The 6,258-nt window shown below is 59.6% G+C and carries 6 protein-coding genes; 5 read left to right on the plus strand and 1 reads right to left on the minus strand.

The window, feature by feature from the left end:
- The first annotated feature begins 11 nt into the window (after nucleotides 1-11).
- From HQL98_11750 to HQL98_11760, 3 genes are all read left to right on the plus strand, one after another.
- On the plus strand, nucleotides 12-1,280 hold the full coding sequence (locus HQL98_11750; GenBank protein ID MBF0272724.1) for a DUF4340 domain-containing protein: 1,269 nt from the start codon (nucleotides 12-14) through the stop codon (nucleotides 1,278-1,280).
- A 144-nt stretch (nucleotides 1,281-1,424) separates the two neighbouring features.
- Nucleotides 1,425-1,931 carry a hypothetical protein gene (locus tag HQL98_11755; protein ID MBF0272725.1) on the plus strand — a complete coding sequence of 169 codons (507 nt, stop codon included), beginning with the start codon at nucleotides 1,425-1,427 and terminating at the stop codon, nucleotides 1,929-1,931.
- Between the two features lie 337 nt (nucleotides 1,932-2,268).
- Entirely contained in the window at nucleotides 2,269-4,590 is a 2,322-nt protein-coding gene (locus tag HQL98_11760; protein ID MBF0272726.1) for a methyl-accepting chemotaxis protein, read from the plus strand.
- A gap of 27 nt (nucleotides 4,591-4,617) precedes the next feature.
- On the opposite strand, the gene HQL98_11765 is transcribed toward HQL98_11760, so the two are convergent.
- On the minus strand, nucleotides 4,618-5,322 hold the full coding sequence (locus tag HQL98_11765; GenBank protein ID MBF0272727.1) for a glutamine amidotransferase: 705 nt from the start codon (nucleotides 5,320-5,322) through the stop codon (nucleotides 4,618-4,620).
- A 275-nt stretch (nucleotides 5,323-5,597) separates the two neighbouring features.
- On the opposite strand from HQL98_11765, the gene HQL98_11770 reads away from it, so the two are divergent.
- Both HQL98_11770 and HQL98_11775 read left to right on the plus strand, forming a co-directional pair.
- Nucleotides 5,598-5,780 carry a type II toxin-antitoxin system HicA family toxin gene (locus HQL98_11770; GenBank protein MBF0272728.1) on the plus strand — a complete coding sequence of 61 codons (183 nt, stop codon included), beginning with the start codon at nucleotides 5,598-5,600 and terminating at the stop codon, nucleotides 5,778-5,780.
- Nucleotides 5,777-6,187, plus strand: a complete 411-nt coding sequence (locus HQL98_11775) for a type II toxin-antitoxin system HicB family antitoxin (protein MBF0272729.1) — start codon at nucleotides 5,777-5,779, stop codon at nucleotides 6,185-6,187. Before HQL98_11770 ends, HQL98_11775 begins: the two co-directional genes overlap by 4 nt.
- Nucleotides 6,188-6,258: the final 71 nt, after the last annotated feature.

The raw sequence follows: 6,258 nt of genomic DNA on the forward strand, positions 1-6,258 counted from the left end.
AGGATCACCACATGTCCAAGGGATGGAGAAACAATCTGATTCTGGCGGCGATCATGGCCGCAGCCGCCGGCGGGCTGTGGACCCTGGATGCCCGGGAGTCGGCCCGCGACGAGGCGGACAAGCTTTCCCGCTCGGTCAGCACGCTGCGGGCCGACGGGGCCACCTCCGCGGAGTTCCGGGACGGTGCCGGCCAGAGCGTTACCCTGACCCGGGAAGGGGATCGGTGGGCCATCACCGGACCTTCCAGGCTGCGTACCAACGGCGAGGCGGTCAAGGGCATGCTGGAGGTGTTGGGCCGGAACTATGAAAAAAAAGCCGTGGATAGCCTCACGGATCCGGCCCCTTTTGGTTTGACCGCTCCGGCGGCCCGGCTGCTGGTGAAGGATGACAAAGGTGCTTCCACCGTGTTGCTGGTGGGGAGCACCACTCCCGCCAATCCCCAGAAGCGTTATGCGAGTCTGGGAGAAAAGGGGCCGGTGGTGCTGATGGCCAACAACGATCTGGCCAAGGTGATGCAACCGGTCAACGATCTGCGGGACAAGCGACTGGCCCGCACCGAATCGACGGATTTGACCCGGATCGTGTTGAAGAAACAGACCGGGGAGTCGATCCGGCTGGTGCGGGAGCAGGAGGGGGTGTGGAATCTGGAAGCCCCCTTGAAGGATCGGGCGGACGCCAATCGGATCAACGCCTGGATTTTTGCCCTGACCGGTTCCCAGGGTACCGCCTTTCAGAAGGACAAGCCCGAGGGGGAAGGGGCCTGGACCGTGGAGTTGACCCCGTCCAAGGGTGACAACGAGACTTTCACCATCTGGCGGGTGGGGGAGACGTTGTTGGCCTCGCGAGCGGGTGAGCCGGACTGGATGATGTTGCCGAAATATCTGGTCGAGGAGTTGGACAAGAGCGCCTTGGAACTGGTGGCCATGCGACCGGTGGAGTCCAAGAGCGATTTCGATACCCTGCGGTTGGAGTCCGAGGGCAAAACCCTCAGTGCCGAGAAGAAGTCGGGCCAGTGGCCCCGGGACGAATGGGGCAGCATCGAGGAGATGTTGTTGCGGGATGCCTATCGGGGGGTACCCCTCAAGACCGATGGCACCCCTTTGGTGACCATCACCCTGGGACAGGGGGACAAGGCCCGTGTGTTGCGGGTCTATCAGGAGAAGAAAACCGTCATTGTCACGTTGCCGGATCGTCCCATCTCCCTGGAGTTGACCCCGTTGCAGGCCGAAAGTCTGCAAAAGGCGGTAGGCACCCTTCTGCCCCCTCCCAGCGCTTCTTGAATCCTTTTTGGGCCGTGGATGCAGGGATCCCCTCCCGCGCATCCACGGAATTTTTCCAGGAACACCTCAACTTCTCCGGCTTTTCAGACGAAAAGAGTTCCATGTATCCCGTGGACCCCTGGAGGAGTCGAGGAGACTGTTCCCATGAAAAAAGATCCCAAACTGGATGGCTGGATCTCCCTGGAAGAATATCTGGTGGATGGCGTGCGCAAGCCCAAAACACGGATCGTCCATCCGGTGGGCAAACACCCCGGTCCCATGCCCGATACCTGGGTGAGCTATGATGATCACGTCTTGCGTGGCGTGCGCAAGACGCGCGAAACCGCCAACGATGAAGCCTTTATCGATCGCCTCAAGCCTGCTCCTCCCCCGCCGGAGGTGCCGGAAGAGGCCTATCAGACCGCTTTCGACGCCCTGCAGGAGGTCTGGGCGGTGCCTTCGGGCAATGGGGCGGTGTTCACCCGTTTGAAAATCCTGGCCCTGGGGGATCGGGCCGACTGGTCGGCGGGTCGCATCACGGAAGTGGAGTACAAACGGCGTCAGGCCGCCATCGAAGAGATACGCATCCATTATGCCATGCGCGCCGAGGAGGCGACGGAATGGTTTTTGGATCACCGTTTTCGCTTGTTTGAAACCTTGCCCAATACCTGAAAAGGTATCACAATAGTCCTCTTGAAGATTCGACTCCATTCTTGCGAGTCGGTATTCCCCGATCTTGATTCGTCACGCATGGATCCCACCCCGATGGCTTGGTTTCATGAAGCCATTCGGGTGGGATCTGCACGACTTGAAAGCATTTTGCGCAAATCTCCGGATTGGCTGGATTGGCCAATTTGCGGGATCGCCGTGTCTTTTTCTGATGCCTGTGCTCGGTTGTCATGCCCAGGACGGCATGATTTTTTCATTCAGTGGAGAATGCATAGGTTTTCGAGTGTTTTTTGACACGTCGGATCCCGGGGCGACGTGAAGACCGAAGGGGGCGAGTGCAATGCAGTGGCAGCATGGTTTGCGATTCAAGATCATGTGGGTGATTCTGGTGTCGATGCTGTTGATGGGCGGCATCTTGAGTTATCTGGGGCACCGAGAGGCGGACGCCGCCCTGACCCGCAAGGCCGAAGAGAGTGCCCGGGTTTTTGGCGATATCGTCACCCATCAGATCGATAACCGTGGTGTGGATCTTTCCATGGCCATGGAGGCCCTGCTGAACAGTCGGGAACTGGTCTCCGCCTTCGCGTCCCGGGACCGGGACGCCTTGGCGAAATTGACCACTCCGTTTTACAAGCAGCGACTCGAACCCCAATACAAGATCGATCAGTTCCAGTTCCATCTGCCCCCGGCCACCAGTTTCTTGCGTGCCCACAAGCCGGAACAGTTCGGGGATGATCTTTCGGCCTTCAGGAAAACTGTTATTGTTGCCAATCAGACCCGCAAGCCGGTGGTGGGGCTGGAGGTGGGGCGGGGTGGACCGGGATTGCGGGTGGTCTATCCGGTGTTCCACAAGTCCGAGCCCATCGGTTCCGTGGAGTTGGGAGGCAGTCTGACCGACATTTTCGCCGCCGCCCGCAAGACCACGGGACTGGAGTTCGCCATCGGCATTCGGGAGTCGGTGTTCCGGGCTGCCAAACGTTTCGCGGACGAAAAGGCGGATGTGGTGGTCAACGACATGATCTATTATGATTTTTCCGATCCGGAGATTCGTTCTCTGCCGGTGCTGGCCGCGTCAGCCAAACGCAACGAAACCATCGAGGTTCAGGGCAAATATTGGCTCGCGTCGAGCTTTCCCTTGCGGGATTTCAGCGGTCAGGAGATCGGCGCGGTGTTGGTGCTCAATGATGTCAGCGCGCTTTTGGCCGAGTCCCGCGCCGCAACCCGCAACAAGATTTTGCTGATTGTGCTGTTGAGCCTCGGGGCCAGCGTCGGACTGTTCGCCATGATCCGGCTGGTGGTGCTGGTGCCGGTGAAACAGGTGGTGGCCGTGACGGAACGGCTGGCCCGTGGCGATCTGACCGTGGCCCTGGATCAGGGGCGCAAGGATGAATTCGGGGTGCTGTTTGGCGCCATGGAGACCATGGTGCGGCAATTGCGGGGTTTGCTCACCGGGATCGTGGCGCATGCGGGTCAATTGACCGGCAGCGCGGCGGAACTCAACCGCGTGGCCGAAGAGTTGACCCGGGGGGCCGGAGAACTGCGGCTGAAAGGAGAAACGGGGCTGAATTTCGGCAGTCAGTTGAACGCGGATATGTCCGGCGTGGATGGGGCGGTGCGGGCCATGGCCGGCTACATGAACGAGGTGCTGTGTTCGGCCCAGGAGATCAACGACAACATGGGCACCATCTCGGCTGCGGCGGAGCAGGCCAGCGCCAGTCTCGGGACTGTGGCCTCGTCGGCGGGGGCCTTGTCGAATGGCATGAGCGGCGTGCTCGGGGCCTCGGAGCGCTCCAGCGAGAACATGGTGCAGGTGGCCTTGTCCGTGGATGCCATGAACACCTCTTTGGCCGGCGTGCGGGAGCGCTGTTCCGAGGCCGCGACCGTCTCCGAGGAGGCCCGTATGGCTGTGGAGGCCAATGGCGAGGTGATGGTGCGTCTGGTGGATTCGGTGCGGGAGGTGAGCACCGTGGTGGGCTTGATCCAAAGCATTGCCGAGCAGACCAACATGCTCGCCTTGAACGCGGCCATCGAGGCGGCGGGGGCGGGGGAGTCGGGCAAGGGATTCGCGGTGGTGGCCAACGAAGTCAAGGAGTTGGCCCGTCAGACCGCCCACGCCACCGGAGAGATTCATGGCCGCATCGATCAGATCCAGGACCACATGGAGCAGGTCAACCGGGCCATGGAAGGGGTGAATCATCGGGTGCATCGCATCCGCGAGGTCAATGGCGAGATTCTGGATGCCATGGTGGAACAGTCCCGCACGGTCAACGAGATTTCCGGCTCCATGGACGCCGCCGCCGGGGAGACGGAATCGGTTTCGCGGCTGGTGGGGGAGATCACCCGTGAGGTGGAAGAGGTGAGCCGCAGCGTGCAGGAAATCTCTTTGGGTATCGACGAGGTGACCCGCAATGTCTCCGCCGCTTCGCAAGGGGTGGACGGCATGACCCGCTCGGTGGAGAAGACCTCGGCCCATGGGGAGGTGATCGGTACTGCCGTGGATGGCACCATGCAGCGGGCCGGTGATCTGTCGGGCCATATGGAAGAGATTCTTACCTCGGCGGAACGGATGCGGCTGATCAGCACCACGGTCACGCAACGGGCCAAGGTGGCGGAAGAGATCGCGTCGGTGCTCAACGAGGAGTTGCACCAGTTTCATTTGTAAGGGGTGGAGGCGACAGGCCGGTTTGTGTTATGCAGGCAGTCCGTCCAGCCACTCCCCCAGACACAATCCCCCCTGGACTTCCAGGGCCGGAGCGAGTTGTCGGGTTTCCTCCCGCAGTCGGGGAATGGAGATGCCATTCTTGTTCAATTCGATGGTGTTGCCGATCAACCAGGATTCCAGCCGCGCCCCCTGGATTTCCGGATGGCACTGAAACGCCAGGGCGTGTTCGCCCCAGCGGAAGGCTTGATGGGCGTAGTTGGCCGAAGAGGCCAGCAGCGTGGCTCCATGGGGCAGATCGAAGGTGTCCCCGTGCCAGTGAAGCATGGAGGTTTTGTCCGCCGCCAGATGACGCAGGGATGAGCTTTGGCCTTCCGGGGTGATGGTCAGGGGTTGCCAGCCGATCTCCTTGACGGGTCCGGGATAGACCCTGGCCCCCAGTGCCTTGGCCATCATCTGGGCACCCAGACAGATACCCAGGGTGGGTCGGTCCGCCGCGAGGCGTTTTTTCAGCAATGCCAGTTCAGCGGTGATGAAGGGATAGGTTTCTTCTTCATACACCCCGATCGGTCCCCCCAGCACCACCAGCAGATCCGGCAGCAGAGGATCGATGCGCGTCAGATCCTCGATGCCCGCTTCAACATACCGGATCTGGTAACCCCGCCCCCGTGTCAGTTCGGCGAAGCTGCCCAGATCCTCGAACATCACATGGCGAATGGCATAAACGGTTTTCATTCCGGCAACGCTCCCGTCGGACCTCTCCACAGTTGATCAGCCTTGGACGCATCCCGCTGATCCCATGGATCAGGAATGCCACAATCATGCCATGGGATGGTGTGGGGGTATGAGGTTGACAGGAAAGCGATAGGGGGTAGACAGTGTTTGGAATGGGTGATTAATCTTTGAGCATGATGTGTTGAGAAACAGAGCAGATGCCTCCTGTTGTTTTCCATGCTTTTGGGTGAGAATGGGTTTGAAAAGATGTGTATCCGTGTGTATGATGACATCTCATGAACACCACAGACCTGATCAGGATTCTTGAAAAGGATGGATGGCAACGGGTCCGGGTGGCAGAGAGTCACCACCAGTTTAAACATCCATCCCGATCGGGTTTGGTCACAGTCCCGCATCCGCAAAAGGATCTTCCCCCCGGAACACTGCATGCGATCCTCAAACAGGCAGGTTTGAAATGAGCCTCACCTTTCCAATCGCCATCGAACCCGGAGACCAGCACCACGCATTCGGTGTGGTGGTTCCGGATCTTCCCGGTTGTTTTTCTGCTGGCGATACCATGGAAGAGGTGTTGGTGAAAGCCAGAGAGGCCATTTTGATGCATTTGGAAGGCATGATCGAGGAAGGCATCGAATTCCCGGCAGTCAAATCGATTGAACAGCACATGACCAACCTTGAGTTCGCCGGGTGGATTTGGGCCATGATCGCGGTGGATGATATCCGGGAAACGTATCAGCCCATTCGCGTCAACATCACCATTCCCAAACATTTGCTGAATCGAATCGACAGGCATGCCACGACCCGACATATGACCCGATCCGGATTGTTGGCCGATGCGGCGCGTCAGTTGCTGGAGATGGCAGACTGACTTTCTTTTTGAGACACGCTTTTCACGACGGCACGGAGCGATCATGAACCGGAACCTGATTCTGTATGCCC

Source organism: Magnetococcales bacterium, from assembly GCA_015231755.1.
In the GTDB taxonomy this organism is placed as follows: domain Bacteria; phylum Pseudomonadota; class Magnetococcia; order Magnetococcales; family Magnetaquicoccaceae; genus Magnetaquiglobus.